This window comes from Methylobacterium sp. ap11 (genome assembly GCF_900110515.1).
Lineage (GTDB): Bacteria > Pseudomonadota > Alphaproteobacteria > Rhizobiales > Beijerinckiaceae > Methylobacterium > Methylobacterium ajmalii.
The window spans coordinates 255569-271084 of the sequence record NZ_FOEB01000005.1 but is presented as its reverse complement, the minus strand read 5'-3'; the positions used below and the strand labels follow the sequence as shown (position 1 = coordinate 271084).

The window sequence follows — 15516 nt, the reverse complement described above, 5'->3', positions numbered from 1 at the left end:
GGCCTGGCGAGCGCGCCCGCCGGCGAGATCTGGCTCGCTCCCCTTGCCCGGATGCGTGAAGCGGAGGGAGATCCGGGATCCGGGAGGGAGATGTCGCGACACGGCGCGGTCTTCGCGACGTCGCGGACGGACGGACGCTTCGCGGCCTCCTGCGCCGGATCCCGGATCTCCTGTCCGCCGAGGCAGCGCTCGGCCCGGACAGGGCCGTTCGGCGTGAGGATCGGTGCGGCGCCCCGGCGGAATCCGGGGCGCCCTCCCCGCCTCAGCTCGGGCGGTCCATCTTGCAGGTGGTCGGCAGCAGAGTGTCCTGGGCGGCGATCTCGCCGGTACCGGTCCAGCCCCAGCCGGTATTCTCGCTGTCCAGCACCTTCGCGGTGTCGACCGGACCGAAGCGCGAGATGTAGATCGGCTGGAAGATCTGGTGGTCGTCCGACCGGATGAAGCTGTCCTTGCCGTAGAGCGTGTCCTGGTGGATCGCGTCCATCGCCTTGGCGATGGCCTTCGGATCGGTCGACTTGGCAGCGAGCGTCGCCTTGGACAGCACGTTCATCAGGTTGACGACGCGCGCGTAGGTGACCTCCTGGCCGGTCTTGGCGCGGAAGGCGGCCTCGAAGTCGTGGGCCGGCTTGTAGTCGATGTTGGCGTAGCCCTCGGAGATCTGGAAGACCCGGTCGGGGAGGTTCGCCTGCTTGATCGCGGTCGGTCCGCCGCTGCCGCCGCCGTAATAGGTGTAGAAATTGGCTTGCAGCCCGGCATCGCCCGCAGCCTTGAGCAGCAGCGCCATGTCCTGTGCCCAGTTTCCGGTGATCACCGTGTCGGCGCCCGACGCCTTGATCTTGGCGATGTAGGGCGAGAAGTCGTTGACCTTCTGGAGCGGCGCCACCTCGTCGCCGACGATCTGGATGTCGGGCCGCTTCTCCTTCAGCATCGCGCGGGCGGCGGCGCGCACCGCCTGGCCGTGCGAGTAGTCCTGATTGATCAGGTAGACCTTCTTGATCTCCGGCTTGCCCTTGATGTAATTGGTCAGGGCCTGCATCTTGATGTCGGAATTGGCGTCGAACCGAAAGTGCCAGTAATTGCACTTGGCATTGGTCAGCGCCGGATCGACCGCAGCATAGTTAAGATACAGGATCTCCTTGCCGGGATTGCGATCGTTGTACTTGCCGACGAAATCAATCAGCGCGGCGCCGACCGAGGAGCCGTTGCCCTGCACCACGACGCGGGCGCCGGAATCGATCGCCTTCTGGAGCTGGACCAGGCTCTCCTGCGGGTTGAGCTTGTTGTCGTAGCCCGTCACCTCGAGCTTCAGGTCCGCGTTCTTGGCGTTGAGCTGGTCGGCCATGAACTGGAACGTCTTCAGCCCGGCCTCGCCGGTGCTGGCGCCGCCGCCGGAGAGCGGATCGACGAAGGCGATCTTCAGGCTCATCGGCGCGGCGAGCGCAGTCGAGGCCGCCAGGGCCATGAGGCCGGCGGCCGTGATGCGCGCAAGGGTCTTGACCAAGGCGTCCCTCCTGGAATGGCGTTCCCGGGGCTTCTCGCTCGGGATTCTTTATCGCCCGGGATTCGAGTGTCCGGGCTCGTTGTCGGCGCGCCGTTCGGCGTCGCCCAGGGGTCCACGCCCCTTTCGCTCCCGACACTGCCTCCCCGCCCGGGACCGGTCAAGTCGCGAAATGTCGATCCGCATCGCGAAACAAGTTGCCGATCCGCCGTCCTCGGGTCACCTTGGGGCACAACCCGGAGCGCGCCGAGAGGCCCCGGGACGAGAGGGAGGCGGCGGCATGGCACAGGCGATGGCGGCGCGCGCCGGCACGATCACCCGGGGCGCGACGAAGGACGACGCGAAGGAGGCTCCGAGACGGGAAGCGCTGGCCCAGGAAGCTCTGGCCCACGAGGTTCTGGCGCAAGAGGTTCTGGCTCAAGGGGTTCTCGCCCCGAAGGCCGCGGCGAAGCCCTCCGCCCGGGACGAGGCGGCGGAGCCGGAGGACGGCGACCGGCAGTTCGTCACCGCGCTCGCCCGCGGCCTGCAGGTGCTGCGCGTCTTCCGGGACGCGGCCGAGATGCTGGGCAACCGCGAGATCGCGGCCCGCACCGGCCTGCCCAAGCCCACCGTGTCGCGCCTGACCCACACGCTGCTCTCCCTCGGCTACCTCGTCCACGACCCGGAGGGCGAGCGCTACGGCCTCGGGCCGGCGGTGCTGGCGCTCAGCTCGGCCTTCCTGCGCCAGAATTCGTTCCCGCAGATGGTGAAGCCGTTCCTGCAGGACCTCGCCACCGCCGTGCAGGCCCACGTGGCGCTCGGCCTGCTCGACGGGCTGTCGAGCGTCTACGTCCAGCTCTGGCGCGGCGAGGGCCAGCGCATCGTCCTGTCGAGCGAGGTCGGCTACCGGCTGCCGCTCGCCCGCAGCGCCATGGGCATGGCGACGCTGTCGAGTCTCGAGGAGGACGAGCGGACCGCCCTGATGACCCGCCTGCGCCGCGACGGCGCCGACGCGGCGCGCCTCGACGACACCTACCGCCGCTGCGCCGCAGAGGTTGCCGAGCGCGGGTTCTGCGTCGGGATCGGCATCTGGCACCAGGACATCAACGCCGTCGCGGCGCCGATCCAGGCCCCCGGCGGGCGGGGCCATTTCGCCCTCAACATCAGCGGCCCGGCCTTCCTGCTCACCGAGGCGGTGCTGCGGGAGGATACCGGCCCGCGGCTGATGGAGACGATCGGGCGCATGCGCGCGCTCGGCATCGTCGATTGAGCCCGCGCTACCCCTCCCCCCCTCCCTCATCCCCGAGCCCGGCGAACCACGCCGCGTAGGGCGTGGTGCGGGCGAGGTGCCGATTGAAGTCCGGCGCTCCGTCGGTCCACCAGGGCGGGCCGCGCTCGCCGAGGCCGTGCTTGGCCGCGTCGACCGCGGCGCGGGCCTCCGCCAGGGCCGTACCGCCCTCCGCCTTGGTGTCGCGGACCGCGCGGCGGGCCCGCATCAGGGCGGCCACCAGGGCCTCGCGCTCCTCCGGCGCGAGGCCGGGATCGCTGCGCCGCCACAGCCGCCCACGCACGACGATGTAGCGGCCGTCCGGCGTGACCGGCGGCGTCGCGCGCGGGGCCGGAGGAACCTGGCGCTGCGTCACCGTAAGCTCGACGATTGTGCGGGCCGCCTTGAGGCGACGTTAAACCTTCGGGCGCAACCTTTTCGCGGGATGCGGGGGCCTGTCCTCCTGCCTGGGGGCGTCATGCACATCGTCGTCGTCGATCCGAGCCGGGTCGTGCTCAAGGTCATCAGCGGGCTCCTTACCCCCCGCGGCCACACCGTGGACACCTTCACGGATTCGCGCGAGGCTCTGGACTTCGTCACCGACAACGCCTCGGTGACCGCCTTGATCACCAGCCTCGAAGTGCGGCCGATCGGCGGCCTCGAATTGTGCTGGTCGGCCCGGCTGCTCGCGGACGCGCACCGCCCGCTCTACATCATCACCATGTCGTCGGCCCGCAACGCCCGCAACCTGGCGGAGGCGCTCGACAGCGGCTCGGACGACTTCATCGACAAGCCGCCGAGCCCGGAGGAGCTCCACGCCCGCCTGCGCGCCGCCGAGCGGATGACCGGGATGCAGCGCGAGCTGATCCGGCTCGCCGAGACCGACGCCCTGACCGGGCTCCTCAACCGCCGCGCCTTCCTCCAGCGGGCCGGCGAGGCGGCGGACCGGGCCGGCGCCCACGGGCGGATCTCGATGATCCTGATCGACATCGACCACTTCAAGGCGGTCAACGACCAGCATGGCCACGACGTCGGCGACACGGTGATCCGCGGCGTCGCCCAGGAGCTCTTGACCGAGGCCGGCGGCATCGCCGGGCGCCTCGGCGGCGAGGAATTCGCCCTCGCGCTTCCCGGCCGCAGCCTGGAGGAGGCCGAGGCCGCCGCCGGCCGCCTGCGGCTGCGCTGCACGCAGCTGCGCTTCAAGGGCCAGCGCGGCCCGGTGCAGGTCACCGCGAGCTTCGGGGTCAGCACCTGGTCGGAGGGCGAGACCGTGGGCGGCCTCCTCAAGCGCGCCGACATCGCCCTCTACGAGGCCAAGACCACCGGCCGCAACCGGGTGGTCTCGGCGGCCACCGACCTGATCCTGGCCCGGGCCGGCTGAGGCCCCTCGGGCCGGCGAGACCTCCCGGGCCGGCTGAGGCCCGCAGGGTCGTGCCCGAGCCGCGAACGCGGGATCCGGATCCAACAGGATCGCGACAACGACGACCGCCGGCCGGGCACGCCCCGGATCGGCGGCCGTCGCACGTCTATCGGGCGCGCGGACGCGCCGGCTCTCTATGATCCGCGGGAGCGGGACCCGATCCATGACCCGCACCACGAGCCCGGCCTTTCCCTCCCGGCAGGCTTGACGCGCTAAAACATTAGTGCACCAATGCCGGGAAAGCACGCAGCGATCCGTCCACGATCGCGGGCCGCCAGAGCCCGGTGCGAACCAGGGGGGAAACATGACGATCACACGCCGCAGCGCGGTCGTGGGGCTCGCGGCCGGGGCCGGGCTCGCCCTCGGCGGGCGCGCCCGGGCCGGCCTCGCCCTGCCGACGTCGCCCGTCGTCGTCACGGTGGTGGACGTGGCCGGCAACCTGGCGCTCACCCAGAAGGCGATCGAGGCCTATCGCCGGGCGCGGCCCGGCATCGTCTCGCGCTTCGCCTTCACCAAGGCGCCGGCCCCCGAACTGCCCTCGAAGCTCAAGGCGCAGCAGGCCGCCGGCCGGGTCGACATCGACCTCGTGCTCACCGGCACCGACGGCATCGCCGCCGGCATCGAGCAGAAGCTGTGGGTCGACCTGAAGCCCCATGCCGGGCAGCTGCCGAAACCCGCCGACATCTACCAGCCCGCCGCGCTGCGGCTGAACGGCCTGGCGCAGGACCAGGGCCTGTGCGTCGCCTGGTACCCGTCGGGCCCGCTGATCGAGTACATGCCCGACCGGGTGAAGACGGTGCCGACGAGCGCCGAAGAGCTCCTGGCCTGGGCACGCCAGAACAAGGGCAAGTTCATGTATGCCCGCCCGGCCAATTCCGGTCCCGGCCGCACCTGGATCATGGGCCTGCCCTACATCCTCGGCGACAAGGATCCCAAGGACCCGGACAAGGGGTGGGACAAGACCTGGGACTATCTCAAGGCGATCGGCGAGACGGTCGACTACTATCCGGGCGGCACCTCGCAGACGATGAAGGAGCTCGGCGAGGGCAGCCGCGACATCATCGTCTCGACCACCGGCTGGGACATCAACCCCCGCGTCCTGGGCATCGTGCCGGCGGAGGCGAAGGTCGGCACGCTCAAGAACTTCCGCTGGGTGGCGGACGCCCACTACATGGCGGTGCCGAAGGGCGTGCCGGAGGAGAAGCTGGCGGTCGTCCTCGACCTGATGGCCTTCCTGCTCCAGCCGGCCCAGCAGGCCTACACCTACGACGAGGGCTACTTCTATCCGGGCCCCGCCGTGAAGGGCGTCACCCTCGACATGGCGCCGCCGGAGAGCCGCGCCGCGCTGAAGGAGTTCGGCCGGCCGGAATACGACAAGATGATCGCCGACCACCCGATCGAGATGCCGCTCGACGCCGACCGGATGGTGGTGGCCTTCCGCCGCTGGGACGAGCAGGTCGGCTCCGGCAAGAAGCGCTGAGTCGCGCTCGATACACGACAGCGTCCGGCATTATCCCACCCGCAACCTCATCCCGAGGTGTCAGTCCATCAGAGATGGACTGACCTCGAAGGAGGGCTCCAGTTGGCTCTGAGATTTCTGAAGTCCTCCTTCGAGGTCAGTCGATCGAAGATCGACTGACACCTCAGGATGAGGTCTCGGATGGGAAGGACCGGTATCGCACGTGAACCGTCCCGTCGTGTACGGTGGCGTTGCAATTGGTCGCTACTCTATATATTTTATTGTACCGCATTTTCTATGACGAGCCAGTCTCCGCTTCGTCGGGAAATGATCTAACGCCGCAATGGTCGCTCGGAAGAGGCGACGCGGCAGGAGAGGACACCGATGGCACGCCATCACGAGGCGCCGCAGGACCTGCGCCTGAGCGGCCTGAGCCGCCGGTTCGGCGCGATGACCGCCCTCGACGGGCTCGACCTGACGATCAAGGGCGGCGAGTTCGTCGCGCTCCTGGGGCCGTCCGGCTGCGGCAAGTCGACGGCGCTCAACTGCATCGCCGGGCTCCTGCCGCTCACCGGCGGGTCGATCCATCTCGGCGAGCGCCGCATCGACCGGCTGAAGCCGGAGGAGCGCGGCTTCGGCATGGTGTTTCAGAGCTACGCCCTCTTCCCGCACATGACCGTCGCGAGGAACGTCGGCTTCGGCCTCGCCATGCGGGGCGTCAAGGGCGAGGCGGCGGCGCGCCGGGTCGACGACGCCCTCGCGATGGTGCGGCTGCAATCGCAGGCCGCCAAGCTCCCGGGCCAGATGTCCGGCGGCCAGCAGCAGCGGGTCGCCATCGCCCGGGCGATCGTGATCGAGCCGCCGGTGGTGCTGATGGACGAGCCGCTGTCGAACCTCGACGCCAAGCTGCGTCTCGAGATGCGGGCCGAGATCCGCCGCATCCACGACGCCATCGGGTCGACCACGATCTACGTCACTCACGACCAGGACGAGGCCCTGTCGATGGCCGACCGGATCGTGGTGATGCGCGACGGACGCATCCGCCAGGTCGGCACGCCAGAGGACCTCTACGAGCGGCCGGCCCACCCGGACGTCGCCGACTTCATGGGCTTCCGCAACCGCCTGCGCGGCCGGGCGATCGCGGTGGACGGCGCGCGGGCCGAGGTCGAGGTCTGCGGCACCCGCCTCGCCGGCACCCTGCGCGAGACGCTGGACCCGGGCGCCCCGGCGGTCGCGGCGATCCGCCCCGAGGACCTGACGCCGGCCGCCGAGGGGGTGCCGGTCCGGGTCGCCAGCGTCGAGTATCGCGGCCGGGCCTTCTTCGGCACCGCAGTCGCCCAGGACGGGACCGAACTCTTCTTCCGCTCCGACCGCGCGGTGGCGCAGGACGAGCCCTTGCGCCTCGCCGCCGCCTCGCCGCGGGTCCTGGTCTTCCCCGGGGAGGCCGCGTGAGCGCGACCTCGCTCCCCACCGCCGCGCCGACGACGCCCCGGGAGGAGACGCCGCCGCTCGCGGTGCGGCTCGCCGCCCGCGGCCTCGACGGCACCACGCTCCTGGTGCTGCCGGCGCTCCTCGCGATCCTCGGGCTGTTCGTCTATCCCTTCGCCTACGGGCTCGTTCTGTCGCTCCAGCCCAAGGCCGGGGCCTGGTGGGCGAACTACGCCCGCTTCTTCTCCGATCCGTTCCTGTACGACACCATCGCGGCGACGCTGCGCCTCGCGCTGCCGGTGACGGTGCTCAACCTCGTCCTGGCGGTGCCGATCGCCCTGCGCGTGCGGCTGATGCGCCACCAGCGCCTGCTCACCACCATCCTGGTCCTGCCGATCACGCTGGGCACCGTGCTGGTGGCGGAGGGCCTGCTCAACTTCCTCGGCCCGCAGGGCTGGTTCAACCGCTCGCTGGTCTGGCTCGGGGTGATCGGCAGCCCGCTCAAGCTCACCAACAACTACTGGGGCGTCTTCGCCTCGCTGCTCATCACCGGCTTCCCGTTCGCGTTCCTGCTGACGCTTTCGGCGGTCACCGGCATCGATCCGGCGCTGGAGCAGGCCGCGGCGACCCACGGCGCCAATGCCTGGCAGCGCTTCAGGGCGGTGATCCTGCCGCTGATCCTGCCGGGCCTCGCGGTCACCTTCTGCCTGTCCTTCGTCCAGGCCTTCTCGGTGTTTCCGTCCGCGGTGCTGCTCGGGGCGCCGGCCGGCGCCACGCGGGTGATCTCGATCGCCGCCTATCAGGCGGCGTTCGAGGAGTACGACTACTCGCTGGCCTCAGCGATCGCGATGATCATGGGCGCGGTCCAGCTCGCCATCGTGGCGGCGGTGCTGTGGGGGCGCAGCCTGCTCTATACCGGCCCGGTCGGGGGCACCAAGGGATGATCGAGCGATGATCCGCGACACCGGCCCCGGCTCGCGCCTGTGGCGGATGGCGGTCTGGGCCGTCACGCTGCTGTTCTGCCTCAACCTCCTGGCGATGATCGCCGCGGTGGTGCTCAACTCCTTCGCCACGCGCTGGCTCGGCACCTGGTTGCCGCTCGGCTTCACCACCCGCTGGTACGCCTCGGCCTGGGACGAGTTCCAGCTCGGCGACGTGCTGGTGGTGACCCTCCAGGTGGTGTTCCTGGTGGTCCTGCTCTCCGGGCTCCTGGGGGTCACGGCGGCCTACGCGCTGGCGCGGCGCGACTTTCCGGGCAGGCGGCTGGTGATGCTGGTCTTCCTGCTGCCGCTGCTCGTCCCGCCGATCACCTACGGCATCCCGCTCGCCACCGTGCTCTACCGGGCGGGGCTCGCTGGCACGCTCTGGGGCGTGGTGCTGGCCAACCTCGTGCCGAGCATCCCCTTCGTGGTGCTGGTGATGATTCCGTTCATCGAGCAGATCGACCCGCGCATCGAGGCCGCCGCCCGGGTCTTCGGCGCCGGCACGGGCCAGCTCTTCCTGCGGGTGCTGCTGCCGCTGCTGATCCCCGGCATCCTGGCCGCCCTGCTGCTGGTGCTGGTGCGCACCATCGCGATGTTCGAGCTGACCTTCCTGGTCGCCGGGCCGACGAGCCAGACCCTGGTGGTGGCGCTCTACTACGCGGTCTTCGCCGCCGGCGTGCGGGCCGGGCAGTCGATCGACGCGATGGCGGTGGTCTACATGGCGCTGACGCTCGTCTGGCTGATCGTGGCCCTGCGCTTCGTCAACCCGACGCAGATCGTGGCGCGGGCGAAGCGCCAGGAGGCCCATTGACGAGGTGCGTCGAGGCTCAGGCGGCCTCGATCACGCGGTTCCGGCCCGCCCGCTTGGCCGCGTAGAGCGCCTGGTCGGCCCGGCGCATCACCGACGACACGGTCTCGCCCGGCCGGAACTGCGCCACGCCGGCGCTCGCCGTGATGTGGATCGGCTCCTCCATGTGCATGAGCGGGACGAGCTCGATCGAGGCCCGGCAGAGATTGGCGAGCATCGCCGCCTCCTCGAGCCGGATCGGCGCCACGATGGCGAATTCCTCGCCGCCGATCCGGTAGACCGAGTAGCCGGGGGCGGTGGCGCTGATCAAGCGGGCGAGGTGCTTGAGCACCAAGTCGCCGACGTCGTGGCCGTAGCCGTCGTTGAAAGACTTGAAGTGGTCGACGTCGAACAGGATGACCGTCGCCGGCCGCTCGCTCGTCTCGCCCTCGGCCATGCTCGCGTCGAAGGCGCGGCGGTTGCCGATCTCGGTCAACGGGTCGTGGTAGGCGAGGCGCTTCAAGGTCGCCACCTGCTGCACGTCGAGGATCGAGGCGCGCATGCACCGGGTCAGGCTGGCGAAGATGCCGCCGGCGCCCAACAGGATCGTGGCCGAGAACGCGAGGTCGGGGGTCGAGGGCGTGAACGCGATCTTCACCGTAAAGACCGCGTGCAACGCCTCGACGGCGATGCTCACCCCGGTGACGCTGCACCAGAACAGCTTGAGCCGGGGCGCCTGCACGAGCCGCATGATCGCCATCGTCTGGAACGACGCGAAGACAGCGCATCCTAGCGACAGCGCATACAGGGCGACTGCGTATGCATGCACCAGATCCATCGACTCGACCTTCGTGACGGGCCCGATTGTCGCTGCGATAGCGCTAATATTTTGCTAACGACGGGGGAGATCGCCGCCGAATTCGATCGAATAATGGATGTTGTGCGATATCTAAGTGGCGTTTGGCCTGTCGAGATAAAATCTTCCAAGGTGAGTGGGGGATCTCAGGGCGGGACCGTTCGGCGCAAAACTCTGGAATCGATCTGATATAAGAATTTATGTCTATATATCCCTCCGTCATCGGGACCGCCCGTCCTCATCGAAACCGCCATACCCCCGTCCGCTTGATTTCGGCATCCTCCAGCGCCCGGGTCACCGGCACTTCGTAGGTCACCAGATTCTCCAGCCTATCCTTCGGCAGGTAGGCCCGGCCGGGATCGCCCAGCAGAACCCGTGCGCCGCGGGCGTGGAGGCCCCCCAGCCAGTCGCCGACCCGGGCGGCGAGGTCGCGCTCGTAGAAGATATCGGCGGCCAGCACGCAGTCCCAGCCGTCGTCGCGGCCGATCAGGTCGCCGGCCTGCACCGCGATGCGGTCGGCGACGCCGTTCTCGGCGGCGTTGAGGGCGATCGCCGCGTGCGCGAAGGGATCGAGGTCGCTCGCCTCGACCGACGCCGCCCCCGCCAGGGCGGCCGCGATGGCGACGAGGCCCGAGCCCGAGGCGAAGTCGAGCACCCGGGCGCCCGCCACGGTCCGAGGGTTCTCCAGCACGTAGGCGGCGAGCGCCTGGCCGCCGGCCCAGGCGAAGGCCCAGAACGGCGGCGGCAGGCCGATCTCGCCCAGCTCCTCCTCGGTGCGGCCCCACAAGTCCGTCGCCTCGTCGGCGACGTGGAGGCGGATCGCCGGGGCGTGCGGCACCGGGCGGAGCGCCGTATGGGCGCGGACGAAGGCTTCGGGCTCCATCAGGCGAGGTCCGCGTAGAGCGCGAGCACGGCCCGCGTCACCGCCGCCTCGGTGAAGCCGCCCTCGACGATGCGGGCGCGGGCGGCGGCCCCCATCCGGGCGACGAGGGGCGGATCGGAAGATAGCCGCACCATCGCGGCGGCGAGCGCCCGGGGATCGTCCGGCGGTACGACCAGGCCTTCGATCCCGTCGCGCACCAGGGTCCGGCAGCCCGGCACGTCGGTGGTCAGGATCGCCCGGCCGCTCGCCGCGGCTTCGAGCAAAGCCCGCGGCAGGCCCTCGCCGCCGCGCGAGGGCAGGCAGGCGACGTGGGCCCGCGCCAGGGCGCCGGCGACGTCGTCGGTCGGGCCGTGCCAGGTCACCCCGTCCCGCGACCAGTCGCGCAGGGTCGCCTCGGGGATCGCACGGCGGTTCGACGGGTCGGGGGCGCCGTGGAGCGCGAGTTCGAGGGTGGCGCCCTGGCTCCGGGCGAGGCGGGCGGCCTCGACGGCGGTGTCGACGCCCTTCGACCACAGCATCCGGGCAATCAGCGCGATCCGGAGCGGCGGGTGGGGCGGCAGGGGCCCCGGCGCCCACGCCTCCGGGTCGATGCCGGCACCGCCGACGATCGTCACGCGGGGATCGTCGGGCGAGAAGCCGAGCAGCCGGGCGTCGTCCGGGTTCTCGAACAGGTAGCGGGTGCGGGCGGTCTCGAGCGGGCCGCGGATCAGGAGGCGCAGGGCCGTGCGGGCGAGGCGTCCGGCGCGGTTCTGGCGCGCGCCGATCAGCCCGAGGCCGGTCAGCGCGTAGACCCGGGACGGGATGCCGGCGAGCGCCGCCGCCGCGCCGCCGACCAGGATGCCGCGCAGCGCGATGCAGTGGACGATGTCGGCCTTGAGCGCCTTCAGGATCGCCGCGAGCTGGCCGGCGGCGTAGCCCGCCGCCATCGGGTTGAGGCTCGATCGCTCGGCCTCGAGCTCCACCACCCGGGCCCCGGTCGCCGCGATCGCGTCCCGGTGGGCCCGGACGCGGGTGACGACCGAGACCGGATGGCCGGCCGCCACCGCGGCGCGGGCCATCGGCAGGAAATGCGAGGCGAAGAACCAGTCCTCGGTCACCACGAAGGCGATGTGCGCCCGCTTCTTCTCCGCGCCGTCGTCCTGTGGCTGCACCCGGTCTCTCCCGCTGTCGCTTCCCCCTTCCCTACAGGGCGGCGCGGCGCGGGGGAACGGCTGCGCCGCGCCGGAACCGGCGCGGGCGGGCGCCGGTTGAGACCGACCAGGAACGCATCGAAGGTCGGAACGCCCATGCTGTCGGATCCCGAGATGGCGGCGAGCGCCGCCGAGGATCGCGTCGACACCCGCGAGGCCGCCCGCGAGGCGGGCCTGCGCTACGTCGGCGACGAGGAGCCGGGCTACCGCCGCAAGCGCAGCGGCCGCGGCTTCACCTACGTCGACGCCAAGGGCGTCCGGGTGCGCGACGAGGCGACGCTCGACCGCATCAGGGCGCTGGCGATCCCGCCGGCCTATACCGACGTCTGGATCTGCCGCCACGCCAACGGCCACATCCAGGCGACCGGGCGCGACGCCCGCGGCCGCAAGCAGTACCGCTACCATCCCGGGTTCCGTGAGGCCCGGGAGAGCACCAAGTTCACCCACATGATGAGCTTCGCCGAGGTCCTGCCGGGCCTGCGCGCGACGATCCAGGCGCATATGGGCCGGCGCGGGCTCCCGCGCGAGAAGGTGCTGGCGACGGTGGTGCATCTCCTCGAGACCACCCTGATCCGGGTCGGCAACGACGATTACGCCAAGCAGAACAAGAGTTTCGGCCTCACGACCCTGCGCGACCCGCACGTCACGGTCGAGGGCAAGGCGCTGACCTTCCGGTTCAAGGGCAAGAGCAACAAGGTCTGGGACGTGTCGATCCACGACCGCCGGGTGGCGAAGATCGTCAAGGCCTGCCAGGACCTGCCCGGCCAGGAGCTGTTTCAGTACCTCGACGAGGACGGGGTGCAGCGCGACGTGACCTCGGCCGACGTGAACGCCTACCTGCGCGAGATCACCGGCCGCGACATCACCGCGAAGGATTTCCGAACCTGGTCCGGCACGGTGCTGGCCGCCATGGCGCTGCGCGAGTTCGAGGCCTTCGACAGCGAGGCGATGGCCAAGCGCAACGTGCGCGCGGCGATCGAACGGGTGGCCGAGCGGCTCGGCAACACTCCGACCGTCTGCCGCAAGTGCTACGTCCACCCGGAGGTCCTAGGCTGTTACCTCGAGGGCGAGCTGCTGCTCCAGGTTAAGGACGAGGTCCAGGCGGCGCTCCGCGACGACATCGCCACCCTGCGCCCGGAGGAGACGGCGGTGCTCGCCCTGCTCCAGGGCCGCCTCGCCCGGGTCGAGGAGGCGGCGAGGTCCGGCACGCGGGCGAAGGCCGCGAAGAAGCGCTCGGTCGGCGGGAAGGCGAGCAGCGGCAAGGCGAGCGGCGACCCGTCCGGCGGCACCCGGAGTGTCGCGTCCCGCGGCGGGCGGTCGGCGGCCCGCAAGGCGGCCTGACCGCGCCGGCGGGCCGTCCGGACCCGGTCCCGCGCATCGGCGATCCGTTCCTCGATCGCCCGGTCCCGCACCGCCCCTCAGTGAGGGACGGCGCGGTGCGCCTCGTGGGCGAGGCGCCGCAGGGGACGGGCCTCGCTGTCGAGGACCGGTGCCAGCCCGATCTGCCGGGCGAGTTGCACCAGGTCCTTCAAGCGGCCGGTCTTGGTCTTGCGCCGCAGGTTGAGCCGGTGGGTCTCGACGGTGCGGACGCTGACGGTGAGGCGGCGTGCCACCTCCTTGTTGCTGAAGCCGGCGCTGAGGAAGCGCAGCACCTCGGCCTCCCGGGGGGTGAGGCCCAGGCTCTCGGCCGCCATCGTCTCCGGGGCCGGCGCCTCGGCGTCGCCCTCGTGCAGCGGCAGGCCGCGGGCGAGCGCCAGGATCGCCGCGCAGATCTCGCGGGCGGGCGCGCAGCGGGCCACGAAGGCGTCGGCGCCGGAGGCCGCGAACCGGCCGATCTCCGCCGCGTCGGCGGCCTGGAACGCCACCAGGATGCGGGCCTGCGGCGCCCGCTCGCGCAGGGCGGCCACCGCGGCCGGGCCGACCTCCGGCGCGAAGGCCAGGACGACGCAGGCCGCGCCCGGCTCCGCCAGTTCCTCCTCGCCGATGGTCCGCAGCGCGGGGTCGTGCTCCAGCGTCGCCCGGAAGGCGGCGCCGAGATCCGACGGCTCGTTGATCATCAGAACCTTGACGGCGTCACTCATGCCGCTTGCCTCCGTTCCAGCGCGATACAAGCGCGGTGTCCATGCCGGAGACTGTTCAAGCGGCGTTCCATCCCGGCCGGGCCGGGCGGCGTGCGGCCTCCCGGCGAGCGACGGACCGGCGCTCCCGAGGGGAAGAGTGCCTAGGTAGACCGACTCCGCGGCAGGATGTCGCGAATCGCCGCGCGCGGGGAGGCGGCAGGCCGCGCGGCGGGTCCGAGCGCGACGCCTCAGTTTGGAACGTCGGCCTCGGTACTTTCCCGCATCGGGATCGGGCGAGACGCTGGACCGGACCGGGAATGGGCGGCCGCCTCCGGCCGTCACACCGCCTTCTCGAGGAACGCGCTGGCGGTCGACGCGCGATAGGGCGGGAACGGATCGCGCGGCGTGAAGCCCGCTCGACTGTAGAGGCTCAGAGCCTCGACGGTGCGGTCACCGCGTTCGAGCACGACGACCCGGGCACCGGCCCCCGCACGACGGGGGCATCGGCGGCCGGTGCCGCGGGCTCAGGTGTACATCGCCTTGAGGTTCAGGGTGCTCTCGCGCCCGACCGCGTCGTAGTTCTCCGCCAGCCAGGCCTTGGCCGCGTCCCGTCCGGCATCGCGCAGATGCAGGAAGAACGGCCACTGCGCCCGCAGCCGCGAGGAAGCCGAGGCGTCGTCGAGGGCCGAGCCGCTGCCGTCGATGCGGTGGAGCAGCACCTGCTTGTAGGCGTTGGAGCGCCCGAGCACGCCGTCCTCGATCAGGTCGTCGACGAAGTCGATCGCCCGCAATTCCCGCAGGAGGTTGGCGTTGAAGCTGATCTCGTTGAGGCGGTCGCGGATCTCGGCCGGGCTGCGCGGGGTCTCTCGGCGCTCGACCGGGTTGATCTGAACGAGCAGGATGTCGGGCGACCGGGCACCGTGATAGAGCGGATAGAGGGGTGGGTTGCCGAGATAGCCGCCATCCCAGTGCGGCACGCCGTCGATCTCCACCGCCTGAAAGACCGTCGGCAGGCAGGCCGAGGCCATCAGGTGGTCGATCGTCAGGTTCGGCCGCTCGAATACCGCCATCTTGCCGGTCCACACGTTGGTGGCCGAGATGAACAGGTCGGCCGGCCCGTCGCGGCGGACCGCCTCGAAGTCGACCGTGTCGGCGAGCGCCCGCTTCAGCGGATTGATGTTGAGCGGGTTCGTCATGTACGGGCTGGCGACGGCGTTCCAGAACGCCCCGACCGGAGTCTTCTTCCAGAAGCTCATCACCCCGTCGATGACGGTCTGCTGGGCGTGCGACAGGTCGGCGTCGAGGCTGATCTCGCGCCAGAACGTCTCCAGGCGCTCACGCGCGCCGTCGGGACCGCCGCGCAGCCATCCATCGACCATCACGACGGCGTTCATCGCGCCGGCGCTCGCTCCGGTCATCGCCTCGAAGGCGAGGCGCCCGTCCTCGATCAGGGCGTCGAGCACGCCCCAGGTGAAGGCGCCGTGGGCGCCGCCGCCCTGGAGCGCCAGGGCGATCGGCTTCTCGGCCCGCGGGCCGACGAGGCCGCGGCCGAGAGGCCCAGTGGCGGCGTGCGAGCCGGCTTCGGGAGCGGCGGGCGGGACGGGACCGCGGTCACCCGCGCTCCGATCCGGTTCCGGGAACGAGGCTGTATCCGTCATGACCGGGGATGTGGTGTGCCGCACTGCGAAAGCCAAATGGTGCGCCGC

The 15516-nt window shown here is 71.1% G+C and carries 15 protein-coding genes; 7 read left to right on the top strand and 8 right to left on the bottom strand.

Annotation, left to right across the window (positions count from 1 at the left end; genetic code table 11):
- Positions 1-262: 262 nt before the first annotated feature.
- Positions 263-1462 (bottom strand): branched-chain amino acid ABC transporter substrate-binding protein, encoded by a 1200-nt coding sequence (locus BMX97_RS09675; RefSeq protein WP_091749009.1) that lies wholly within the window; start codon positions 1460-1462, stop codon positions 263-265.
- Between the two features lie 316 nt (positions 1463-1778).
- On the opposite strand from BMX97_RS09675, the gene BMX97_RS09670 reads away from it, so the two are divergent.
- Complete coding sequence (locus BMX97_RS09670; RefSeq protein WP_244538358.1) at positions 1779-2747, top strand: IclR family transcriptional regulator; 969 nt, start codon at positions 1779-1781, stop codon at positions 2745-2747.
- A 7-nt stretch (positions 2748-2754) separates the two neighbouring features.
- On the opposite strand, the gene BMX97_RS09665 is transcribed toward BMX97_RS09670, so the two are convergent.
- Complete coding sequence (locus tag BMX97_RS09665; protein WP_091748642.1) at positions 2755-3120, bottom strand: hypothetical protein; 366 nt, start codon at positions 3118-3120, stop codon at positions 2755-2757.
- A 102-nt stretch (positions 3121-3222) separates the two neighbouring features.
- Here BMX97_RS09665 and BMX97_RS09660 point away from each other — a divergent pair, with 102 nt between their 5' ends.
- The 5 genes from BMX97_RS09660 to BMX97_RS09640 all read left to right on the top strand — a co-directional run bounded on the left by BMX97_RS09660 (position 3223) and on the right by BMX97_RS09640 (position 8845).
- Positions 3223-4125: a GGDEF domain-containing response regulator gene (locus BMX97_RS09660; RefSeq protein WP_091748639.1), complete on the top strand. Its 903-nt coding sequence runs from the start codon at positions 3223-3225 to the stop codon at positions 4123-4125.
- A gap of 343 nt (positions 4126-4468) precedes the next feature.
- Positions 4469-5644 (top strand): ABC transporter substrate-binding protein, encoded by a 1176-nt coding sequence (locus tag BMX97_RS09655; RefSeq protein WP_091748636.1) that lies wholly within the window; start codon positions 4469-4471, stop codon positions 5642-5644.
- A gap of 363 nt (positions 5645-6007) precedes the next feature.
- Complete coding sequence (locus BMX97_RS09650) at positions 6008-7075, top strand: ABC transporter ATP-binding protein (protein WP_091748633.1); 1068 nt, start codon at positions 6008-6010, stop codon at positions 7073-7075.
- 62 nt (positions 7076-7137) lie between these two features.
- Positions 7138-7995, top strand: a complete 858-nt coding sequence (locus tag BMX97_RS09645) for an ABC transporter permease (protein WP_210187628.1) — start codon at positions 7138-7140, stop codon at positions 7993-7995.
- Between the two features lie 7 nt (positions 7996-8002).
- Entirely contained in the window at positions 8003-8845 is an 843-nt protein-coding gene (locus BMX97_RS09640) for an ABC transporter permease (RefSeq protein WP_091748626.1), read from the top strand.
- Positions 8846-8861: 16 nt separating this feature from the next.
- Here the strand turns inward: BMX97_RS09640 and BMX97_RS09635 are convergent, their stop codons facing one another.
- The 3 genes from BMX97_RS09635 to BMX97_RS09625 all read right to left on the bottom strand — a co-directional run bounded on the left by BMX97_RS09635 (position 8862) and on the right by BMX97_RS09625 (position 11711).
- Positions 8862-9650, bottom strand: coding sequence for a GGDEF domain-containing protein (locus BMX97_RS09635; RefSeq protein WP_177202171.1), 789 nt, complete (start codon positions 9648-9650; stop codon positions 8862-8864).
- Between the two features lie 265 nt (positions 9651-9915).
- Positions 9916-10560, bottom strand: coding sequence for a class I SAM-dependent methyltransferase (locus BMX97_RS09630; RefSeq protein WP_091748620.1), 645 nt, complete (start codon positions 10558-10560; stop codon positions 9916-9918).
- On the bottom strand, positions 10560-11711 hold the full coding sequence (locus BMX97_RS09625) for a glycosyltransferase (RefSeq protein WP_091748617.1): 1152 nt from the start codon (positions 11709-11711) through the stop codon (positions 10560-10562). Before BMX97_RS09625 ends, BMX97_RS09630 begins: the two co-directional genes overlap by 1 nt.
- A gap of 135 nt (positions 11712-11846) precedes the next feature.
- Between BMX97_RS09625 and BMX97_RS09620 the strand changes: the two genes are divergently transcribed.
- Positions 11847-13091: a DNA topoisomerase IB gene (locus tag BMX97_RS09620; RefSeq protein ID WP_177202170.1), complete on the top strand. Its 1245-nt coding sequence runs from the start codon at positions 11847-11849 to the stop codon at positions 13089-13091.
- A 77-nt stretch (positions 13092-13168) separates the two neighbouring features.
- Here the strand turns inward: BMX97_RS09620 and BMX97_RS09615 are convergent, their stop codons facing one another.
- The 3 genes from BMX97_RS09615 to BMX97_RS09610 form a co-directional block, all read right to left on the bottom strand.
- On the bottom strand, positions 13169-13831 hold the full coding sequence (locus tag BMX97_RS09615; RefSeq protein WP_091748615.1) for a LuxR C-terminal-related transcriptional regulator: 663 nt from the start codon (positions 13829-13831) through the stop codon (positions 13169-13171).
- 317 nt (positions 13832-14148) lie between these two features.
- Complete coding sequence (locus tag BMX97_RS34165) at positions 14149-14277, bottom strand: acetyltransferase (RefSeq protein WP_143074597.1); 129 nt, start codon at positions 14275-14277, stop codon at positions 14149-14151.
- Between the two features lie 57 nt (positions 14278-14334).
- Positions 14335-15468 carry a patatin-like phospholipase family protein gene (locus tag BMX97_RS09610; protein ID WP_091748611.1) on the bottom strand — a complete coding sequence of 378 codons (1134 nt, stop codon included), beginning with the start codon at positions 15466-15468 and terminating at the stop codon, positions 14335-14337.
- Positions 15469-15516 lie beyond the last annotated feature (48 nt).

Coding starts and splice junctions, on each gene's coding strand:
- BMX97_RS09675 (WP_091749009.1), bottom strand. CDS start 1,462: ATGGCCCTGGCGGCCTCGACTGCGCTCGCCGCGCCGATGAGCCTGAAG.
- BMX97_RS09670 (WP_244538358.1), top strand. CDS start 1,779: ATGGCACAGGCGATGGCGGCGCGCGCCGGCACGATCACCCGGGGCGCG.
- BMX97_RS09660 (WP_091748639.1), top strand. CDS start 3,223: ATGCACATCGTCGTCGTCGATCCGAGCCGGGTCGTGCTCAAGGTCATC.
- BMX97_RS09655 (WP_091748636.1), top strand. CDS start 4,469: ATGACGATCACACGCCGCAGCGCGGTCGTGGGGCTCGCGGCCGGGGCC.
- BMX97_RS09650 (WP_091748633.1), top strand. CDS start 6,008: ATGGCACGCCATCACGAGGCGCCGCAGGACCTGCGCCTGAGCGGCCTG.
- BMX97_RS09640 (WP_091748626.1), top strand. CDS start 8,003: ATGATCCGCGACACCGGCCCCGGCTCGCGCCTGTGGCGGATGGCGGTC.
- BMX97_RS09630 (WP_091748620.1), bottom strand. CDS start 10,560: ATGGAGCCCGAAGCCTTCGTCCGCGCCCATACGGCGCTCCGCCCGGTG.
- BMX97_RS09620 (WP_177202170.1), top strand. CDS start 11,847: ATGCTGTCGGATCCCGAGATGGCGGCGAGCGCCGCCGAGGATCGCGTC.
- BMX97_RS09615 (WP_091748615.1), bottom strand. CDS start 13,831: ATGAGTGACGCCGTCAAGGTTCTGATGATCAACGAGCCGTCGGATCTC.
- BMX97_RS09610 (WP_091748611.1), bottom strand. CDS start 15,468: ATGACGGATACAGCCTCGTTCCCGGAACCGGATCGGAGCGCGGGTGAC.